This is a genomic window from Pseudomonas sp. S2_E01 (genome assembly GCF_054668365.1).
In genome coordinates this window covers 2,998,951-3,017,207 of sequence record NZ_CP162762.1, presented here as the reverse complement: position 1 = coordinate 3,017,207, position 18,257 = coordinate 2,998,951, and the positions used below count along the sequence as shown (strand labels likewise).

Below are 18,257 nucleotides of genomic sequence, written 5' to 3'. Positions count from 1 at the left end.
TAGACAAGAGCCGCTATCGCGGCTCTTTCTTTTTGCTCACTTGAGCGCCTGAACGAACTGCGGGTCGCTGTACAGGCTCTTGAGCAACGCCTGCACCATCGGATTGTAATTGTTCGCCGCCGCAGGAATGGCGATCGGTCCGAAGAAGCTGCTGTCCCAATCACGCTGCACGTCTTTGGTGGTTTCATACAGCACCTGGTCACCCTTGCGCAGGGTGAAACGTGCAGCCAGTTCGCCGTGGCCAGTGATCACGCCGGTGTTGAGTTGGCTCTTGACCAGTTGGATCTGCAGCTGCCGTTCGGCGCGAGGGTCAAGCAAGCCGGCGTGACGGAGCTCATCGCTGATCGCGGCCTGAATGTGCAACGGCACACTGCCTTCGGGCGAGGAAATCGGATTCAGGCGAACCATCAGAGAACCCTGTCCAGAATCAGCATTCACCTGCGCATCGCGTACCGGTTGCAACGGCGCGTTTTGCTTGAGCTGCTGGACATTCTGAAAGTCGGGTTCGTAGCGGGTCATGGTCACACCGCAGCCTTGCAACAGCAATGCGCAGACGGGGAGGGCGAGGTAGAGCTTTTTCACGGCATATCCTTGCGTGAGAAGAGGAGAAAGCGATTATCAATTGATCGCGTTGGGGCCATCAAGTGAGCATACCGGTGTAAACCAGGGCGTGGGGCGATCAGTCGAGCTACAGCACGACCCGGTAGTAGTCGTTCCGATCTTCATGGGTCTCTTCCAGCACCGTCCAGCGTACAACACTCGGTGTGTCGTTTAGCGCGGCTTCGCCCGCATCCACGTCAGCCAACAGCAGGCTGATGAACGTGCAGATCTGCTTGCGAACCTCTTCCGGCTTGTCTATTTGCGCAAGGCGCAAGCTGAAGGTCCAGTGGTCTGCTGCGCCGTTTTCCGCTTCCCACCGAAACAGGCGCGCGGTGCCGTCTCGCAGTTGGGTCATGGTGGCGGGAGACAACCCATACATTTTGAAGCCCATGTAGTCCTCAGACTTCACGTTGGTCGGTACACCCCACAGGTTAATGTGAAGCAGAGGCTCCGGGCTCAGGCCTCCCTCGACGTTATCGCAGAGAAAACTCATCTGGAACGCGAGGTGCGCGGTCGGCTCGTGTTTGCGGCTCGGCGTGAGCGGCAACGTCCAGGCGACATCGCTGTAAATCCAGCCACTGGCGTCGGTTCTGTAGCTGCTGCACCACTGGCCTGGTGTGTAGGTGGTGTCCAGCGGGCTTTGGCGGAACAAGTCGCTGACCTCTTGCTTGATTAGGTTCGCCAGTGCTTCGCATTCCCTGGCCACTTGGGACACGAAAGCGATGGAGGCGGTGATGGCTTGACCGGTTTCACTCATTGGCAATGCACTCTCAAGATTGGGGCGGCTGGGGGTGAGCGAAAAACACATGTTCGGATACGTTGGGAAGCTGTGGCTTTGTCAGGTTTGTTCCGAAGCCATTGAAGGGCTTCACGGCCAGCAGCTCCAGGCACTCGCCGACTTGCTTGATCCAGCGTTGCAGTTCAAGTCCGCGACCCATGGGGATAGCGGCGACGGCCGTGAGGATGTCAAACCACGAGCGCATGATCAGCTTGCCTTCCCAGCAATCACGGTGATTCAGGGCATTGCTGGCTGCGCTGGTATCCAGGCCGATAAACAGATGAAGGGCATGTTGCCGCTGGTGCTCGTCGAGATATTTTTCCCATTGAATGTGTAACTGCTCGTCACCGCTCAAGGGCGCTCGCCATTTGAATTCCACCAGCAAAATCCGCGTTTGCGCGCCCCAGGTCAGTGTCACCAGAAGGTCTGGCTCGATGCGTCCGTTATGTGGCCAGAACTCCATTTCGGCATGGGTGGGTGCGCCGGTAGGGAAGGCATGCTCGGGATTGCGATGGCGCACCACCGCGCCCCAGAAAGTGGCGATCGCCGCCGGAGACAGAAAGGCCAGCGGGCCGATCAGCGTCGAGGTGATTTCATCTTCCTCGGCCACCCGTTGTTCGGTGGTTTCATCCCTATGGCCCAGATAGCGGCGATAGAGCCTGGATTTCTTGTGGCTGAATGCGTGCAGCATCAGGCGTCCTTTCTGCGATGGCCCAAGTCGGGGCATCCGCTGTATCGGCCGGATCCGAGCCGATTTGAATTTTACCGTCCACGAATCGCCTGTAGGAGCGAGAGCTCCTGTCCTCTGGAATCATTGGTGGCTGGGTTGCTGGCTCTCGCTGCGAAACCATTCCAGGAGGCTGCGGATCTCCGGCGTGTGCTCCTTGCCCGGTGCGCAGAGGAAGTGATACCCGGTGCCGCAGTCCGTTTCTTCGTCGACCAGTTTTTGCAGGACCCCGGTTTGCAGCTCGTCGGAGATGTGCGACGTGCGCGCCATGGCCACGCCCAGGCCGCGTATGGCGGCCAGCACGGCCATGCTGGAATGGGGGACGGTGAGCGCGCAGTCGAACGGCAACGAAGTGAGTTCGTTCTTCTCCAGCCAGTAATCCCACGACGGCGTGGAGACCATCTCGCCACTGAGCAGGCTGCGCCAGCGCAGGATGATCGGATACCTGAGCACGTCCGCCGCGCTGTCGGGCACCCCCAGGCGGGCGACCAGCGCAGGGCTGCACACCGGGAAAATCTTCTCCGGCAGGATGAACTCCGAGAAGAATCCCGGCCAGGCAGCGTGGTCTTCACCCAGGCGGATGGCGGCTTGCCCGCTGGGGTGGTCGAACCGGGAAAATTCGTGGGTGTTGAGCTGGATGCGAATGTCCGGATGGGCCGCATGAAAACCCGGCAGGCGCGGAATCAACCAGGTGTTGGCGAAGGAGTCATGCACGAACAGTTCGACCATCGACTGGCCCTGGGCATCGCGTTCGAAACGGCCGGCGAGGGCGTTGATGTCCTTGAGAAAACTGCGCACCGTGGGCAGCAGTTCGGCACCGGCCTTGGTCAGTGTCATCACCCCGGCACTGCGATCGAAAAACTGCGCGCCCATGACTTCTTCCAGTTGCTTGATCTGATGGCTGATCGCACTTTGGGTGATGTGCAACTCCAGCGCCGCCTGGGAAAAATTCAGGTGCCGCGCACAGGCTTCGAAGCCGCGCAACGCGGTCATCGAGGGGAATTTCCTAATGGCCATGGCCTGGCCTTGCAAACAATCTCATGGGGCATCAATTCCTTTCATTAACGGCAAGATTTTACATACGGACACAATGTACCTTCACTCTTGCGCGACATGAACCCATGGCCTCCACCGTTCCTGCCTCCAGCGTTGCCGATACGCAACGTACCACCAAGAAAAACACCCTGGTCGCCGCCTGTACCGCCCATGCCGCTCACGATGGCCTGAGCGATCTGGTGTACGTGTTCCTTCCGGTCTGGCAGGATATGTTCGCCCTGAGCTATGTGTGGCTGAGTGTGCTCAGAAGCGCCTATGCCTTGACCCTCGCGACTTTGCAGATCCCGGCGACCACCTTGTCGGCGAAGATCCGCCCGGCGCACCTGCTGGTGATCTCCACGCTGGTGACCGCGCTCGGCTGGTTTCTCGCGGGGCTCGCCGGTAGTGCGGTGGCCCTGGGGGGCGCGCTGGTCATCGCCGGCATCGGCGCCAGCGTGCAACATCCCATCGCCTCGGCCATGGTCGCTCGCGCCTATGGCAGCGCCGCCAAAAGACCTCTTGGGCTGTACAATTTTGCCGGCGATATCGGCAAGTCGGTATTGCCGGCCTCGGCGGCTGCGCTGCTGACCTACGGCACGTACCACAGCGTGGTGATGGCTTACGCCGGTGTCGGCGTGTTGGCCGCGCTGCTGATCTGGACGCTGGTGAGGAATGTCGTGACGCCGGATCCGTCCAAAGTGGCCAAGGTCGCCAAGACGCCCGTGCAGGACAACGCGAAGACCAAGGCCTTTGGGCGCGGCTTCCCGGCCCTGTTGTCGACGGCGGTGCTGGACAGCGCGGTGCGCATGGGCTTTCTCACCTTCCTTCCCTTCATCATCAAGGCCCAGGGTGGCTCACTTGCCCAGACGGGGTTCGCCCTGACGCTGGTGTTCATCGGCGGGGCAGTTGGCAAGTTCTGTTGCGGCTGGTTCGCCGATGTACTGGGCAGCGCCAGAACCATTGTGCTCACCGAACTGCTGACGGCGACATTGATCGCCGTGGTGCTGATGACGTCCCTGGACTGGGCCATGGTGGCCTTGCCGTTCCTCGGGGTCGTGCTCAACGGCACCTCGTCGGTGTTGTACGGCGCGGTCACCGATGTGGTGGACTCAGCCACCCTGGAGAAAAGCTACTCGGTGTTCTACACCGGCACCATCGGCGCCGGGGCCCTGGCGCCGGTGTTGTACGGGTTTGCGGGTGACCACCTGGGCGTGACGGCGGCGGTGTTGATCATCGCGGGAACGGCGGCGGTTTCGTTCTTGCCGGTGACGATCGTCAGCCTGCGGCACCCGCGTATTTTCGATCAGTAACGTTCATTTTTGGCTAAACCGCGCCGCATTCCCGCTCGTCCGGAACGCTTCGACGATGTAGTCCACGAATACCCGCACCTTGGCCGGCAGCAGTTTGCGGCTGGTGTAGTAGATCGACAACGGCGCCGGTTCGGCGTACCACTCGGGCAGCACACGCACCAGCTCACCGCGCTCCAGAAACGGCAGGGCATGGGGCATCGGCAGCAAGGCGATGCCCATGCCGGTGGCCGCCGCGCGGGCGATGGCTTCAGGGTCGTCCAGTACCATCACCGGCCGTACGCCGGCCACCACTTGTTCACCGGCGGCGTTTTTCAGACTCCAGGGCAACAGGCGTCCGGTGCTCAGCGAGCGGCGCAGCAAGCCGCGATGGCGGGTCAGTTCCTGTGGATGCGTGGGCGTGGGATGGTCTTTCAGGTACGAAGGCGAGGCCGCCAACACGATGCGCAGGCGCGCCAATTCCCGAGCGATCAATGCATCGGTGAGCTCGATGCCGCCACCGATCGCCACATCAAAACCCTCGTTGATCAGGTCGACCTGTCGGTTATCGAAATGCAGGTCGGGCACCACGTCTGGATAACGGCGCACGAACTCGTTCATCAGCGGCACGAAGTATTCGCGGCCCACGGTGTAGGCCAGCGAGACCTTGAGCGTGCCCGCCGGCTTGCCCGCGCCTTGACGCAGGTCGGTGAGGGCGTCGCCGATCTCGCCCCAGGGCAGGCGTACCTGGCCATACAGGCGTTCACCTTCGGAGGTCAGTGCGAGGCTGCGGGTGCTGCGCTGGAACAGGCGCACGCCCAGCCGCGCTTCCAGTTGGGCCACGCTTTTGCTGACGGCGGCCGGGGTCAGCCCCATGCGCCGCGCGGCGGCCGAGAAGCTGCCTTCGTCGGCGGCGCAGATGAAGGCGTCGAGGTAACTGCTGAGTTCTGTGTTCATGCCCGCACTTTATACCGTTGGTTGAAACTGAACACGCATTTTTGCGACTACCGCGACCAGGTGGCGGCGACCATCATGTGTTCACACCAACCCACTCCCAGAAGGAAAACATCATGCACACTCCACTCAATGGTAAAGTCGCTTTCATCAACGGCGGTTCCCGCGGCATTGGCGCCGCCACCGCCCGCCGCCTGGCCCGTGAAGGTGCCACGGTCGCCATTGGTTACTTCGCCTCGGCCATCGCGGCTGAAGCACTGGTCGAGGAAATCACCGCCAATGGCGGCCACGCCATCGCCCTCAAGGCGGACGCAGCCGACCCGGTCAACCTCACCAACGCCATCGACAGCGTAGCCGAGCAGTTCGGTCGCCTGGACATTCTGGTCAACAGCGCCGGCGTGCTGATCACCGGCTCCGTGGAAGATTTCTCCCTGGAAGACTTCGACCGCACCCTGGCCGTCAACGTAAGGGCCGTGTTCGTCGCCTCCAAGGCAGCGGCCAAACACATGAAGGACGGCGGTCGTATCATCAACATCGGTAGCACCAACGGCCAACGCATGCCATTCGCCGGCGGCGCAACTTACGCCATGAGCAAATCGGCGCTGATCGGCCTGGTCAAGGGCATGGCACGGGACCTGGGACCGCGTGGCATCACGGTCAACAACGTGGCGCCCGGCCCAGTGGACACTGACATGAATCCGGAGAATGCCGAGTTCGGCGCGACCATGCACGACCTCATGGCCATCCGTCGTCACGGAAAGGCCGATGAGATTGCCGCGATGGTGGCTTATCTGGCCGGTCCCGAAGCGTCGTACGTGACCGGTGGGGATCTGTTGATCGATGGTGGTTTTGCGGCTTGAGGCGAAGGGGCCTCTCCGATCCCCTGTAGGAGCGAGCATGCTCGCGATGGTCGTCAACGATGACGCGGGAAACCTGATGCCCCGCGGCGCGCTTCAGTCCATCGCGAGCAAGCTCGCTCCTACAGGGGTTGTGTGTGTCCGGTCTTTTAGTTGATGACGAAACCGGCACCCACCGGATCATCACGGTCGATCACCCAACGCGCCGTACCCAGGATGCTCGCCGTGCCTTTCACCGTTGGCCTTACGGCGCGGGTGCCGTTGAGGTCCACTTCACCCAGCAGGCACCCCTCGAACGTGCCACTGCCCAACAACCCTTCCGACAGGATCGGCTGGTTCAATCCCATTTTCCCGCGTGCCTCGAACATGGCCATCATTGCGCTGGTGCCCGTGCCGCCAGGGGAGCGGTCCAGCTGCCCGGCGCTGAACACGTGGACATTTTTGTAGAGCGCGCCCTCGATGGTCGCTGGATGCCAGAAGGTGATGAAGTTGAGGTCATTGATGTGCGCCTCGGTCGGGTGCTGGATCTTCAACTGCTTGTTGATCTGGTCCCGAGCAATCAAACCCATACGCGACAGTTCGCTGCCGTTGTCCGGGCTGATACGCAGGTCGCTGCTGCTCAGGTCGACGATGCCAAAGTAGTTGCCGCCCCAGACCAGATCGGCCTTGAGGTCGCCGTAGCCGGGCAACTGGATCGGGATGTCCTGTGCAGCCACGTAGGCCGGTACGTTTTCAAAGCGGGTCCACAGCACCTTGTCGCCTTCGGACTTCACTTCGGCCACCACCAGGCCGGCGGTGGTTTCAAAGCGGATCTTGGTGAGGCCGTCCTTGCCGCGTGGCACCAGGCCCAAGGCGACCATGGCCATGCTCACGGCGATGGTGCCGTGGCCACACATGTGCGAGTAGACGCTGCCGTCCATGTAGATCAGGCCCGCGTCGTATTCGGGGCTGGACGGCGGGGTGAGGAACACGCCGAACATGTCCTTGTGCCCGCGCGGTTCCTGCATCAGGGCTTTACGCAGCCAGTCGTAGTTCTGCTCGAGAAAGGCCCGTTTGGCCAGGATGCTGGAACCTGCCGGGTAAGGAATACCGCTGTGGACGATGCACAGGGGTTCGCCTTCGGTATGGGTGTAGATGACATCGAACGTATCTTGCATGCGCATGAGTGCACTCCTGGCTTTTCGGGACGTATGAGGTGTTGGGTCGTTTGGGGTGTTGCTTGAGTTATTTTCGTTCTGACAAAAGGTCGAGGCCGATGCACAGGTCCAGAATGATCACGGCCACCACCACGACCAGGATGGTCGCGCCTGACGCGGCGGCGATGGTCGGGTCGACGGTGTATTGCACGTAGTTGAAGAGCTTCACCGGGATGGTGTTCAGGTCCGGCGTGGTATTGAAGATCGACAGCTCCACGTTGATCCACGACGAGATGAACGCGAAGATCGACCCGGTCACCAGCCCTGGCCTGATCTGCGGCAGGGTCACCAGGAAAAACGTCGTCCAGGGTGATCCGCCCAGGTCGCTTGAAGCCTCTTCAAGGGCCCTTTGGTCTGGCGTCAGCATCGACAGCACCGAACGCAGAACGAAGGGTGAAATGATGATGGTGTGGCCGATCAGCAAGGCGAGGAAGCTGCGCGTCAGGCCCAGGTAACCGCCGAACTGCAACAGCGCCGCACCGAGCACGATGTGCGGAAACACCAGCGGAGAGGTGAGCGCCGCGAGGATCGTGGCCTTGCCGCGAAACTCATAGCGGGCCATGGCCAGCGCCGCTGGCACGCTGAGCAGCACCGCCACGAAGGTCGCCGCCAGTGCCAGGATCGTGCTGGTGGCGAAGGACGCCACGTAGCTGGGGTCGCTGAGCATCTTGCTGTACCAGTCCAGCGTCCAGCCCTGGGGTGGAAAGGCCAGGAACGAAGTGGCGGTGACCGAGACGCCGAGGATGACCACCAGCGGCAGCAGCATGTAGCCGAGCACGGACCAGGCTACCAGCCTGACCAGGATTTGCGTGATCATGAGTGGCTCCCCCGAATGCTGCCCACGCGTCCGGCGATCCCGACCATGACCAGAGTAAAGATCAGCAGCACCACGCTCAGCGCTCCGCCGTAGTTGAAATCGAACACCGAACTGTATTGCTGGAAAATCAGCATCGACAGCACCGAGATGCGCCCACCGGACAACAGCGCCGGGGTGACGTAGGCGCTCGCCGCCAGGGTGAAGACCATGATGGAACCGGAAATGATGCCGGGCATGGTCAGCGGCAACACCACATGGAAAAACGTCGCCCGGGGGCTGGCGCCAAGATCGTCAGACGCCTGTTCATAGGCGGGGTCCACCTGTGCCAACGCATTGCCGGCGGCCAGTACAATAAACGGCAGCAGGATGTAGACCATGCCGATCAGAATGCCCAGTTCCGTACCGAGGAAGCGTATCGGCGAGTCGATCAGGCCGACGTTCATCAGGCTCTCGTTCACCAGTCCCTTGCGCCCCAGCAGCACCATCCACCCGAACGAGCGCACGATGTTGCTGGTGAACATGGGCACCACCAGCAGGATCACACAGGCACGGCGCCAGGCCCGCCACTTCACGACGCGCACCAGGTACCAGGCCAGCGGGTAGCCGAGCAGCAGCGAGATCAGCGTGGTCAGCGCGGCGATGCGGAATGTCACCAGAATCACGTCCCAGTGGTACTGATCGCCCAGCACCTTGACGTAATGTGACAGGGTGAGGGTCTGGTCGGGACTGTTGGTCAGGCTGGCAAAGATCACCACCGCAAACGGCGCCAGGAAGAATGCGGTGAAGAACGCCAGGGCGCCAAACAGCATCAACGACGGCGCGAGAGCTGTGCGTTTCATACCGCTTCCCCGATCAGGTGCAGGTGTGCCGGGTCGAAGCCCAGGCGCACCGCGCTGCCGGCCCGCAGGTCGGCGCGTGGCAGGCCCATGGTGCGTGCCACCACCGGTTGGCCGTCGATCATCGAATGGACCATGGTGTGGCTGCCCACACTGATCACATCGGTCACTGTGCCGTGCATTTCACATTGGCCGGGGCTGGTCAGGCTCGACGCGTCCAGCACCTGCAAATGCTCGGGACGCAACACTGCGGTGCCCCGGGGCAAAAGGTTTTTCGCCATGTACAGGAAGGGCGTATGCGCAACGGCCAGGCGGATTTCGCCACTGTCACGGGCTTCGTAACCGATCAGGTTGGCCTCGCCGATGAAGTCGGCGACGAAACGTGAAGCCGGGGCGCTGTAGATTTCGCTACTGCTGCCCACCTGTTCGATGCGACCGGCGTTCATCACCACGATGCGGTCGGCGATGGTCATCGCTTCTTCCTGGTCGTGGGTGACAAAGATGAAAGCGATCCCCAGTTTGGCTTGCAGGTGCTTGAGTTCAAGCTGCATGCGCTTGCGCAGCTTCATGTCCAGTGCCGACAGGGGCTCATCGAGCAGCAACAGTTTCGGCTGGTTGACGATGGCGCGGGCCAGGGCCACACGCTGCTGTTGTCCACCGGACATGCCACGGGGGAAACGGTCTTCCAGCGCTTCCAGGCCGACCATCGCCAACGCTTGCCGTGCCTTGAGCTTTGCTTCGTTTCGCCCTATGCCCTGGCGACGGGGCCCATAGGCGATGTTCTCAAGCACCGTCATGTGTGGAAACAGCGCATAGTTCTGGAACACCGTGTTCAGCGGTCGACGGTAAGGCGGCAGGCGACTGACATCCTGGCCGTCGATGGCGATCGTGCCTGAATCCGGTTGCATGAACCCGGCGATCGAACGCAGTAGCGTGGTCTTGCCACAGCCGCTGGGGCCGAGCAGGACGATGAATTCGCCTTGCTGGATGTCCAGCTGGATGTTGTCCAGCGCCTGGAAGGAACCGAAGTGCTTACAGACGCGGTCGATGCTCAACAATACTGACATTGCAGACCCCATCGGTTACTTGGCGGTGACCTTGCGGTTCCAGTCGTTGGTGACGCTGGCGCGTTCGGCGTTGATCTGGCTCCAGTCGAACAGGCGCAAATCGTTAATCGAACCGTTCACACCCCAGGGCAGCTTGCGCGCCACGTCTTGCGCCACTTCGACATCTTTCACCGCCGGGCCCAGGTACAGCTTGGCGGCCAGGCAGGAGGCCGCTTCTTTGGTCAGTGCGGTGTTGATGAACTGCTCGCCCGCCTTGCTGTTTTTCGCACCCTTGATCAGGTGCAGGCGCGCATCGGTGGCCCACACGCCTTCCTTGGGAATGGTGAATCCGATAGGGGCACCTTTGTCGATCAAGTCCCAGGCGCCAACGTTGAAGTGCGCACCGATGATTGCTTCGCCGCTCTGGAAGGCGTTGGTGGCGGCACCCGAGCTGTCAAAAAACAACGCGGTGTCCAGTGCGCCGAGCTTGGTGTAGACCTGCTCCAGATTGGCCCGGTCGATACCCCACACATCGGCCATGAAAAATACGAACGGCACGCCGGACGAATTGGCGGGCGAGGGCAGGGCAATGGCGCCGGCGTACTCCGGATTCCACAGGTCCTTCCAACTGGTGGGCGCTTGCTTGACGTCCTTGGTGTTGTAAGTGAGGCCCAGGGAGTAGTAGCCGCTGCTGACGGCGAAGGTGTGCCCGGCGTTGGTGTAAATCCCCTTGTCCTGGATGTTTTTCAGGTTGGGTATGGCGGCGGAGTCAAGGTCGGCAACCACGCCGGCGTCATAGGCCATTTCGCTGATGCCGCCGTCCATCCAGGCCACGTCGATGGTCGGACTGTTTTTCTGCTGCTGGAGCTTGGCCAGGGTGACGGTCGACGTCCCTACCTCAGAGGCCACTGCGATGCCCGTGGCCTTCGTGAAAGGTTCTGCAACACATTTGAGGAACGCGTCACCCCAGTTGCCGCCGTACAGCGCGACGGTGATTTTTTGCGGGTCGGCCAAGGCGGCCGGTGCGGCGATGCAGCCTGTAACCAATAGAGCGGCGCTGAATTTCTGACCTGTCTTCAGTTTCATCGTATGTCCCCTAGGGTTGTTGTTGGACTGTTCCCCTTGTCTGCATCTTGCTCGTATCACCGATTCGAGCGCTTGCACTGCGGGGTCTTAAAGTTGAATAGTTAGGTCATGCAAAAATTGACGCAGGTTAATCCCGACGACCAACCAACCGCTGCTTCCAATGGTGGTGTGGGCGCTCGTGCGCAGTTGTCCGTGGGTTTTGTTCTGCTGGATCAATTCACCCTGGCGGCGTTTTCCGGTTTTATCGATGTCTTGCGCCTGGCCGGCGACCTGGGCGGCGGCAGTCGGCAGATTCACACCATGTGGCAGGTGATGAGTGTCGACGGCTTGCCGCGAACTTCAAGCGCCGGCATCGCGTTGGAAGTGTCGGGTGGCCTCGCGCAGGATCCGCAAGCGTTCGACTACATTGCCATTTGCGGCGGCAACGACTACCTCAATACCCACATGCCAAGCCATCTGCGCGACTGGTTGCAGCGCGTGGCGAAAAGCAGGACGCGATTGCTGGGCATCTGCACCGGCACCTTCGCGCTGGCGCAGGCCGGCGTGGTGGGCAGTCGTTCGGTGTGTGTGCACTGGAACGTGCTGGATGCGTTTCGTACACGGTTTCCCAAGACCCCCGCAGCCGTCGATCACCTGTTCATCGACGAGGGCGACCTGATCACCTGCGCCGGCTCTACCGCCGCTATCGACTTGGCTTTGCACCTGGTGGCGCGCCATTGCGGGCGGGAGAAAGCCCAACAGGCCGTGCGGCACATGATGTTGCAGGGGATTCGCCAAGGGCGGCAGCCCCAGGCGCATTTTTACGCCAACCTCGAGGACATCAAGGATGAGCGCGTGCGCCAGGCCGCGCACTACATCGAGCAGCGCATGGACAGTCTGCCAGCGCTCGACGCCATCGCCCGATATGTCGGGCTGGGCCGGCGCCAGTTGACGCGTGCCTTCCAACAGTCGCTGGGACTGTCGCCCATGGAATTCCAGCGCTCCCTGCGCATTGAGTATGGCGCGTGGCTGCTGGTGAACAGCCAAAGCAGCATCACCCAGATCGCCATGGATTGTGGCTTCTCAGACGGCGCGCATTTTTCTCGCGAGTTTCGGGCGCGGTTCAACATGTGCCCGCGCCAGTATCAAAACGAGGCGCGGGCGTAAGAGCGTCACGAAGGCGCAGCCATTGCGTCAATCTTTCGCTTGGCCCTGTTTAACCATGGCGCGCCAGGTCTGCACACTGGGGCGCTCCTGCATCCTGGCATGCCACTGACGCAAGGCGACACAGTCATCCGGTACCGCCAGTTTGACCAGCGACGCGAAGATCATGCCTCCCAGCACCGCAATGTCGGCCATCGAAAACGTCTGTCCGGCGACAAAGGGCTGAACCTTCAGAAGACTGTCGAAGTAGCGCATGCCCCTGACTGCCTTTTCGCCCATCCTGATGCCCCATTCGACGTTCTGGTACAGCTCCACCTGTGGGCCGAGCCCAGGTGTGGCGTGGTGAAAATAGACACTCGCCGCATCGAGAAACTCGATTTCTGCGCGTTTGGTCATCATGTGGATCAGCCCTTGCTCAAGCGCCGTTTCGCCCGTAAGTGTGGGGTTGCCGCTCAGCCGGTCCAGATACTGCGTGATGGCCGTGCATTCGGCGATGAGGGTTCCATCTTCGAGCTCCAGCACAGGCAACGTGCCCGAGTAATTGATCGCCAGAAATTCGGGTTTCTTGTGCTCTCCCGTCCAGAGGTTGACCGACAAGAATTCAACGTTGGGCAGCAGGCCTTTTTCCGCCAGCGCGATGCGTACCCGCGCCGGGTAGGGGCCATCGAACCAATCATGAATTTTCATCGAAGGGAGGGAAGGGACGTGGCTGTGCAATTGTGAGTCAGTCATTCGAAGTTACCTGCCTGTCAGTTGGTAGGTAAAGACTGAGCCTGGATTTTCTGGTTGTCAAGCCCCTACCTTCCAGTTGGCAGGTAAACGCAATCAGGATAAAGTCGTGGCATGTCGATAGATCAACTATGCGTACGAGGGTTACCCACGTGAGTGAAAATGCGCGAGAGGCCATTCTGGCGGCGGCCAAATCGGCTGCGCAGTTGCACGGTTACAGCGGCATCAATTTCCGCAGTATCGGGGAGGAGGTGGGTATCCGCAATGCAAGCATCTACTACCACTTTCCGAGCAAGGCGGACCTGGGCGCTGAAGTGGCCCGGCGTTACTGGCAGGACACGCAGGCGGCCCTGGATGCCATTCGGGCGTCCAACAGTGACCCGGCTCGTTGCCTGCAATTGTATTCGTCGATTTTTCGCAAGTCCCTGGAGGACGGCAACCGGCTATGCCTGTCCAGTTTCATGGCGGCCGAATATGAAGATCTTCCGGATCAGGTTTCACGGGAGGTCAAGGCATTTGCAGACGTCAATGTCACGTGGCTTGCGCACGTTCTGGCCGACGCTGGCTGGGATAATGCGCAGGAAATCGAACATCGGGCCCGCGCCATCCACGCCGCCGTTGCGGGCGCGCAACTGATCGCGCGCACGCGCGGGGACATCCGGCATTTCGACGAGCTGGTAATGACTTATCAGCAGGCAGGCTTGATTTCGGTCCAGCGTACGAACACTTCGGCGGCTTGAGCCATCGGTCAGTGCCCCGGGAGCCGGGGCCTGGCCTGTTGCATCACCCGTCAATCGAGGGTGACGTTTTGAACGCTCTTTCACGCCAGCGCTGCGGATTCGTTTTGCCGGTGTGAAGCGGGGCGGATTTTGAACCAGATGGAGTACATCGCGGGCAGGAACACCAGCGTCATGATGGTGCCAACGAACGTGCCTCCGATCAGCGTGTACGCCAGCGTCCCCCAGAACACCGAGTGAGTCAGCGGGATGAACGCCAGGATGGCCGCCAGCGCGGTCAGCAACACTGGGCGCGCCCGCTGTACAGTGGCCTCGATCACTGCATCGAAAGGATCTCGTCCTTCGCGTGTGTTCTGGTGGATTTGCCCGATCAAAATGAGCGTGTTGCGCATCAGAATCCCGGAAAGTGCAATCAGGCCGACCAAGGCGTTGATGCCAAAAGGTTGCTGGAAAAGGAGCAGTGTGGGCACCACGCCAATCAACCCAAGGGGTGCGGTGAGAAACACCATGATCATCGCCGAGATCGAGCGCACCTGCACGATGATGATCAGCAGCGTGAGGGCAATCATGATGGGCAGCAGCGGCAGTATCGCCTGTCCAGCCTTGCCCGATTCCTCGATGGCTCCCGACTGCTCGATCCGATAGCCCTCAGGCAGCTTGTCGATCACCGGCGCCAGTGCCTTGCTGATGACGCTCGAGACGTCCGGCGGCTGCAAGCCTTCGGCAATGTCTCCACGTACGGTGATGGTCGGTGTGCGGTCACGGCGCCTGATGATCGGATCTTCCATGCGCACCTCGACTTCGCCGACCTGGGACAGCGCAATTCGCTGGCCGGCCGCGCCCACCAGCGTCAGGCCTTCGATTTTTGCAGGGTCGAGCCTGATATCACCCTTGGCGCGTCCCACCACCTGGACCGAACGAATGTCCTCCCGGACGGCCGTAATGGGCACACCCGTCAGCAGGAACTGCAACTGCTGCGCAACAGCGCTGGAGGTCAGTCCCAGCGCCTGCAACCGGTCCTGGTCCAGATTGAAATGCAGCGTTGGCACGAGCGGCCCCCAGTCAGTGTTGACGGTTCGCATCATCGGGCTCGCCAGCATCACGGCCTGTACCTGGCTGGCGATTTCGCGCAACGTCGACGGGTCGGGCCCCATGACCCGGTAAGCGACAGGAAACGGCGAGTATGGTCCGAAAACCAGCTGCGTGACCCGGATACGCGCTTGCGGGGCCAGCCCCTGTGCAACGGCTTGGCGAAGACGGAACTTGAGGGCTTCGCGTGCCTCCTGACTGTCAGTCAATACCACGATCTTTGCAAACGACGGGTCCGGCAACTCGGGGGCCATCGCCAGGTAGAAGCGCGGCGCGCCTTGCCCCACATAAGCCGTGACGATTTTTGCGTCATCCTGCTTCTGTAACCAGGCCTCTACAGTCGCCGTGGTCGCACTGGTTTGTTCAATGGAAGTGCCATAGGGCATTTGTATTTCGATCAGCACTTCGGGGCGATCCGAGGTGGGAAAGAACTGTTTCTTGACCAGGCCCATCCCCACGATTGCCACGATAAAGGTCGTGATGACCGTGCCGGCCACCCACCACTTCCGGGCGATGACGCGTGTCAGAATCCTGCGAAAACGATTGTAGTTCGGGGTGTCGTAGATCGCCGCGTGGCCGCCTTCGACCGCCTTGATATCAGGCAGCATTTTCACGCCCAGATAGGGGGTGAAAACGACCGCCACTACCCAGGAAGCAATCAGGGCAATGCCAACGATCCAGAACATGTTGCTGGTGTATTCGCCTGCCGTCGACTGGGCGAAACCGTTGGGCAGAAAGCCGATTGCCGTCACCAGTGTGCCGCTGAGCATCGGTGCGGCCGTATGGCTCCAGGCATACGCGGATGCCTTGATGCGGTCGTAGCCTTCCTCCATCTTCACCACCATCATTTCGATGGCGATGATGGCGTCATCCACCAGCAGTCCAAGCGCCAGAATCAGCGATCCCAGGGTGATCCGGTCGAAGTTTTTCCCGGTGGCCGCCATCACCGTGAACACCACGGCCAGCGTCAGTGGCACCGCTGCGGCTACCACGATACCGACGTGCCAGCCCATGCTGAGGAAGCAAACGAGCATCACGACCAGCAGGGCGACAAAGAACTTGATCATGAATTCGTCGACGGCCGAGCTGATGTTCGCTGACTGATCACTGACTTTTGTCAGCGTCATGCCCAGCGGCATTGCGGCATTGATTTTGTCCGTTTCAAGGTCCAGGGCCTTGCCCAGGTCAAGACCGTTCCAGCCCTCGCGCATCACCAATCCCAGTAACAGGGCTTCCTCACCGTTGTTACGCACCAGGAAGGTGGCCGGGTCTTCGTACCCGCGCTCGACCGTCGCAATGTCCGAAAGCTTCAATGTACGACCCTTGACGACAATGGCGGTGTCCCGGATCTTTTGCAGTTTATCCAGGGCACCATCCAGGCGAAGCACAACCTGCGGCCCGCTGGTTTCAATCGAGCCGGCGGGAGTGAGCGCATTCTGATTGTTCAGCGCGGCAAAAATGTCCTGAGGCGCAACGCCCAACGTGGCCAATCGGTCATGTGAAAAGGAGACGAAAATGCGCTCGGCTTGCTCGCCAATGATGTTCACCTTCTTCACGCCGGGCACATGAAGCAGGCGCTGGCGCAGCGATTCTGCATCCCGCACCAGCAGCCGCTGCGGTTCACCCTTGGCCTTCAAGGCAAACAGGGCAAATGTCACGTCGGAAAACTCGTCGTTGACCATGGGCCCGATCACGCCGGCAGGGAGTTTGATGGCTTCGTCGTCGAGTTTTTTACGCGCCTGGTAGAACTCCTCCTGCACCTGCGAAGGCGGTGTGCGATCGAGTAGCGTCACCATGGTGAAGGCAAGTCCCGGACGGGTGTAGGTTTCCGTGCGGTCGTACCATTTGAGTTCCTGCAGGCGTTTTTCCAATGGCTCGGCAACCTGATCCTGCATCTCTTGTGCCGTAGCGCCGGGCCACGCAGTGATGACAGTCAGTTGCTTGACTGTGAACGGTGGATCTTCGGCGCGGCCCAGTTTGAAGAAGGACAGGGTGCCTGCCACGGCGATCAACAGGATCAGGAACACTGTGATCGAACGCTCGCGAACGGCGATCGCCGATAAATTGAAGCGGCCCTGACTCATGGGCGACCCCCGGCGACAGGGATGTCACCTTCGTCAGCCAATCTCACTTCTTCACCTTCGCGCAGCAGATGCGCCCCTGATGCGACAACCTGCTCACCTGCCTGGATTGCGCCCGTCACCCTCGCGATGTCGTCGCTCAGGCCCACCACCCGCACGGAACGCCAGCTCACTTTCGCCGGTTGCCCGGCGATGACCCACAGGCCACTCCCATTGCCAGGATCAAAAATCGCAGCAATGGGCACTTGCTTGAGTTGTTTATCCGGTGTGCCCTGGGCGATCCGCACGGTGACGGTCGAGCCGAGTGGCGAGTTGGCCAGCGCGCCGTCGAGCACATAACGCGCCTCGAATGTGCGTGTGGCCGGGTCGGAGGCGTCTGACAGCAACCTCAGTTTTGCCGGAACGCTGCCTGTGGTGTTGCCGTACAACGATGCTTGTGCGATGGACCCGGCAGCAGGGCGCAGCGTTTCGGGCAGGTACACGATGGCCTCGCGCTGTCCGGCCCGGGCGAGGCGTACCACGGGCTGTCCCGCAGGAACGACTTGACCGGGTTCGGCCAGCGTTTCCACCACCACGGCATCGGAGTCTGCCTGCAACACCGCATAGCCAGAGGCGTTGCGGGCCACGTCAGCTTGCGCCTCGGCAGCGCTGAGCTGTGCCTTTGCAGTATCAGCAGCGGCCTTGATCTGGTCGTAGGTCGAAGCCGAAACAGCACCCGCGGAAACCAGCTCGCGGTAGCGCGCCTCGTCATCCGCCGTCTGTTTGGCTCGGGCGCGGGCGGCCGTCACCGATTCCTGCTGTGCTCGCGCCTGCAACCCCAGGTCTATGGGGTCGAGGCGCATGAGCGCTTGACCTCGCTTGACCGTCTGTCCTGTGTCGACCAGCCGTTCGAGCACCTTCCCCGATACCCGAAAGCCCAGGTCCGCCTGAACGCGCGCCGCGACGACTCCGGTAAACGAGCGAGAGACCTCGCCGGCGTCCTGAACCGCAAAGGAGCGCACCAGGGGGGCATGCGTGCGCGGGTCGTCAGGGGGAGAGGCGTCACCGCAAGCCGTCAGGACCAAGGGCAACAAACAGGCAGCAAAGGGGGCGGGTCGAAGCCGGCGCATAGGTATGCATACTCAATCGATAGGAAACATACCTTATCTTCAGTTAAGTGACCAAAACAGTCAATCGTCACTTATTCTGATTTTTTCCTCCTCTGGGATGTGTTGGGTATCGACTTGCTACCTATATATAATGAATTTAATGGGTGTCGGC

General features: G+C 61.0%; 17 protein-coding genes. 4 read left to right on the top strand and 13 right to left on the bottom strand.

Features of this window, described 5'->3' with window-relative positions; translation table 11 throughout:
- Positions 1–36: 36 nt before the first annotated feature.
- The 4 genes from AB4O36_RS13755 to AB4O36_RS13740 form a co-directional block, all read right to left on the bottom strand.
- Positions 37–582, bottom strand: a complete 546-nt coding sequence (locus tag AB4O36_RS13755) for a hypothetical protein (RefSeq protein ID WP_460126052.1) — start codon at positions 580–582, stop codon at positions 37–39.
- Between the two features lie 106 nt (positions 583–688).
- On the bottom strand, positions 689–1,357 hold the full coding sequence (locus tag AB4O36_RS13750) for a hypothetical protein (RefSeq protein WP_460126050.1): 669 nt from the start codon (positions 1,355–1,357) through the stop codon (positions 689–691).
- 13 nt (positions 1,358–1,370) lie between these two features.
- Complete coding sequence (locus tag AB4O36_RS13745) at positions 1,371–2,069, bottom strand: hypothetical protein (protein WP_460126048.1); 699 nt, start codon at positions 2,067–2,069, stop codon at positions 1,371–1,373.
- A gap of 120 nt (positions 2,070–2,189) precedes the next feature.
- Positions 2,190–3,098: a LysR substrate-binding domain-containing protein gene (locus AB4O36_RS13740; protein WP_460142027.1), complete on the bottom strand. Its 909-nt coding sequence runs from the start codon at positions 3,096–3,098 to the stop codon at positions 2,190–2,192.
- 128 nt (positions 3,099–3,226) lie between these two features.
- On the opposite strand from AB4O36_RS13740, the gene AB4O36_RS13735 reads away from it, so the two are divergent.
- Positions 3,227–4,450 carry an MFS transporter gene (locus tag AB4O36_RS13735; RefSeq protein WP_460142026.1) on the top strand — a complete coding sequence of 408 codons (1,224 nt, stop codon included), beginning with the start codon at positions 3,227–3,229 and terminating at the stop codon, positions 4,448–4,450.
- A 3-nt stretch (positions 4,451–4,453) separates the two neighbouring features.
- Here AB4O36_RS13735 and AB4O36_RS13730 read toward each other — a convergent pair whose 3' ends face one another.
- Entirely contained in the window at positions 4,454–5,383 is a 930-nt protein-coding gene (locus tag AB4O36_RS13730) for a LysR family transcriptional regulator (RefSeq protein ID WP_460142025.1), read from the bottom strand.
- Positions 5,384–5,496: 113 nt separating this feature from the next.
- Between AB4O36_RS13730 and AB4O36_RS13725 the strand changes: the two genes are divergently transcribed.
- Entirely contained in the window at positions 5,497–6,240 is a 744-nt protein-coding gene (locus tag AB4O36_RS13725) for an SDR family oxidoreductase (RefSeq protein ID WP_460142024.1), read from the top strand.
- 146 nt (positions 6,241–6,386) lie between these two features.
- Here AB4O36_RS13725 and AB4O36_RS13720 read toward each other — a convergent pair whose 3' ends face one another.
- The 5 genes from AB4O36_RS13720 to AB4O36_RS13700 all read right to left on the bottom strand — a co-directional run bounded on the left by AB4O36_RS13720 (position 6,387) and on the right by AB4O36_RS13700 (position 11,218).
- Positions 6,387–7,400: a proline racemase family protein gene (locus tag AB4O36_RS13720; RefSeq protein ID WP_460142023.1), complete on the bottom strand. Its 1,014-nt coding sequence runs from the start codon at positions 7,398–7,400 to the stop codon at positions 6,387–6,389.
- A 61-nt stretch (positions 7,401–7,461) separates the two neighbouring features.
- Positions 7,462–8,250 (bottom strand): ABC transporter permease, encoded by a 789-nt coding sequence (locus AB4O36_RS13715; protein ID WP_460126036.1) that lies wholly within the window; start codon positions 8,248–8,250, stop codon positions 7,462–7,464.
- Positions 8,247–9,089, bottom strand: coding sequence for an ABC transporter permease (locus AB4O36_RS13710; protein ID WP_460142022.1), 843 nt, complete (start codon positions 9,087–9,089; stop codon positions 8,247–8,249). The genes AB4O36_RS13715 and AB4O36_RS13710 overlap by 4 nt, the downstream gene beginning before the upstream one ends.
- Positions 9,086–10,153 carry an ABC transporter ATP-binding protein gene (locus tag AB4O36_RS13705; RefSeq protein ID WP_460126032.1) on the bottom strand — a complete coding sequence of 356 codons (1,068 nt, stop codon included), beginning with the start codon at positions 10,151–10,153 and terminating at the stop codon, positions 9,086–9,088. The genes AB4O36_RS13710 and AB4O36_RS13705 overlap by 4 nt, the downstream gene beginning before the upstream one ends.
- A gap of 15 nt (positions 10,154–10,168) precedes the next feature.
- On the bottom strand, positions 10,169–11,218 hold the full coding sequence (locus tag AB4O36_RS13700; RefSeq protein ID WP_460142021.1) for an ABC transporter substrate-binding protein: 1,050 nt from the start codon (positions 11,216–11,218) through the stop codon (positions 10,169–10,171).
- A gap of 108 nt (positions 11,219–11,326) precedes the next feature.
- Here AB4O36_RS13700 and AB4O36_RS13695 point away from each other — a divergent pair, with 108 nt between their 5' ends.
- Positions 11,327–12,364: a GlxA family transcriptional regulator gene (locus tag AB4O36_RS13695; RefSeq protein ID WP_460142020.1), complete on the top strand. Its 1,038-nt coding sequence runs from the start codon at positions 11,327–11,329 to the stop codon at positions 12,362–12,364.
- Positions 12,365–12,391: 27 nt separating this feature from the next.
- Here AB4O36_RS13695 and AB4O36_RS13690 read toward each other — a convergent pair whose 3' ends face one another.
- A complete protein-coding gene (locus tag AB4O36_RS13690; protein ID WP_460142144.1) occupies positions 12,392–13,048 on the bottom strand; it encodes a glutathione S-transferase in 657 nt (218 codons plus the stop codon).
- A gap of 194 nt (positions 13,049–13,242) precedes the next feature.
- On the opposite strand from AB4O36_RS13690, the gene AB4O36_RS13685 reads away from it, so the two are divergent.
- The gene (locus tag AB4O36_RS13685) at positions 13,243–13,830 is read left to right on the top strand and encodes a TetR/AcrR family transcriptional regulator (protein WP_460142019.1); all 588 of its coding nucleotides are present in this window, start codon (positions 13,243–13,245) and stop codon (positions 13,828–13,830) included.
- A gap of 80 nt (positions 13,831–13,910) precedes the next feature.
- Here the strand turns inward: AB4O36_RS13685 and AB4O36_RS13680 are convergent, their stop codons facing one another.
- Both AB4O36_RS13680 and AB4O36_RS13675 read right to left on the bottom strand, forming a co-directional pair.
- The gene (locus AB4O36_RS13680) at positions 13,911–17,000 is read right to left on the bottom strand and encodes an efflux RND transporter permease subunit (RefSeq protein ID WP_460142018.1); all 3,090 of its coding nucleotides are present in this window, start codon (positions 16,998–17,000) and stop codon (positions 13,911–13,913) included.
- Positions 16,997–18,106, bottom strand: coding sequence for an efflux RND transporter periplasmic adaptor subunit (locus AB4O36_RS13675; protein WP_460126022.1), 1,110 nt, complete (start codon positions 18,104–18,106; stop codon positions 16,997–16,999). Before AB4O36_RS13675 ends, AB4O36_RS13680 begins: the two co-directional genes overlap by 4 nt.
- Positions 18,107–18,257: the final 151 nt, after the last annotated feature.